This window comes from Oleiphilus sp. HI0066 (assembly GCF_001635725.1).
Map to the genome: position 1 here is coordinate 1 of NZ_LWFH01000461.1, position 1,121 is coordinate 1,121.

A 1,121-nucleotide genomic window follows, 5' to 3' on the forward strand; every position below is an offset into this window, starting at 1 on the left:
ATTACTTCTTTGATGTGTCCGCCGAATACCTAGAGCCAGCACTCGATCGTTTCTCTCAACAATTCACTGCACCATTGTTTAACGCAGATTATGTGCAACGAGAAGTCAATGCAGTGCACTCAGAATACAGTTCAAAAATCCAAGATGATGGTCGTCGCTACTTAGAAAGTTTCAAAGCCATATTAAATTCCGATCATCCCTACAAAAAATTTGCAGTTGGTAACTTAGAAACCTTAGTTGATAAGCCTGACATTACTCTGCGTGAAGCGCTCTTAGAGTTTTACGACATGCAGTACTCAGCAAACCGAATGAAGCTCACTGTACTTGGCAAAGAAGACCTTGAAACACTATCCAGCTGGGTGGAAGAGAAATTCTCAAGCATCGCGAACAAAAATTTACCTGAACATAAAACCACGACACCATTTTTTAGCGGTGGTTTTTTACCAGCAAAAATTCAAGTCAAAAGTATCAAAGACACACGAAGTATTTCATTAAGCTTCCCTGTTCCGACGTCTCGTCCTTACATCAATACGCAACCTCTTGGATATATTGCCAACCTTATAGGGCATGAAGGAAAAGGCAGCCTGCTTTCCTCTCTTAAAAAGAAGCAGCTTGTTGATACGCTATCTGCTGGCCCTCAGTTCGACACAGATAATCAAGGGATGTTTATCATCTCTATGAGCCTTACCGAGAAAGGCCTAAAGCAACAAGATGAAGTCATCAATGCCGTATTTGCCTACATCAACCTGCTAAAACAAAACGACCTCAATGAAATGTATTTCACTGAACAAAAACAACTGTCAGAAATTGCATTCAAGTTCCAAGAAAAAGTCCCAGCGCTGTCCTACGTCAGAAGCTTGTCCTCAGCACTGCATGAGTTCTCGGCACAGGATATTCTCAGCGCGCCCTACAAGCTAAACAAGTTTGATAAGGAATTAATTAGCGATTACCTACACCTGCTTACATCCGACAATCTTTTAGTTAGCGTAAAAGCAAAAGATCTAGAAACCGATCAAGAAACACAATGGTTTAAGGCGCCCTACTCGGTTAAAAGCCTATCTGTGAGCTTGGTAAATCAACTTAAAAAGGCGGAAGCTAGCAAAGACTTAGCCTTGCCTGAG

Annotated in this window: 1 protein-coding gene; it reads left to right on the forward strand. The window is 41.6% G+C overall.

The window, feature by feature from the left end:
- Positions 1-1,121, forward strand: a 1,121-nt coding sequence (locus A3738_RS06665) for an insulinase family protein (RefSeq protein WP_197473649.1), incomplete at both ends; no start/stop codon positions are given.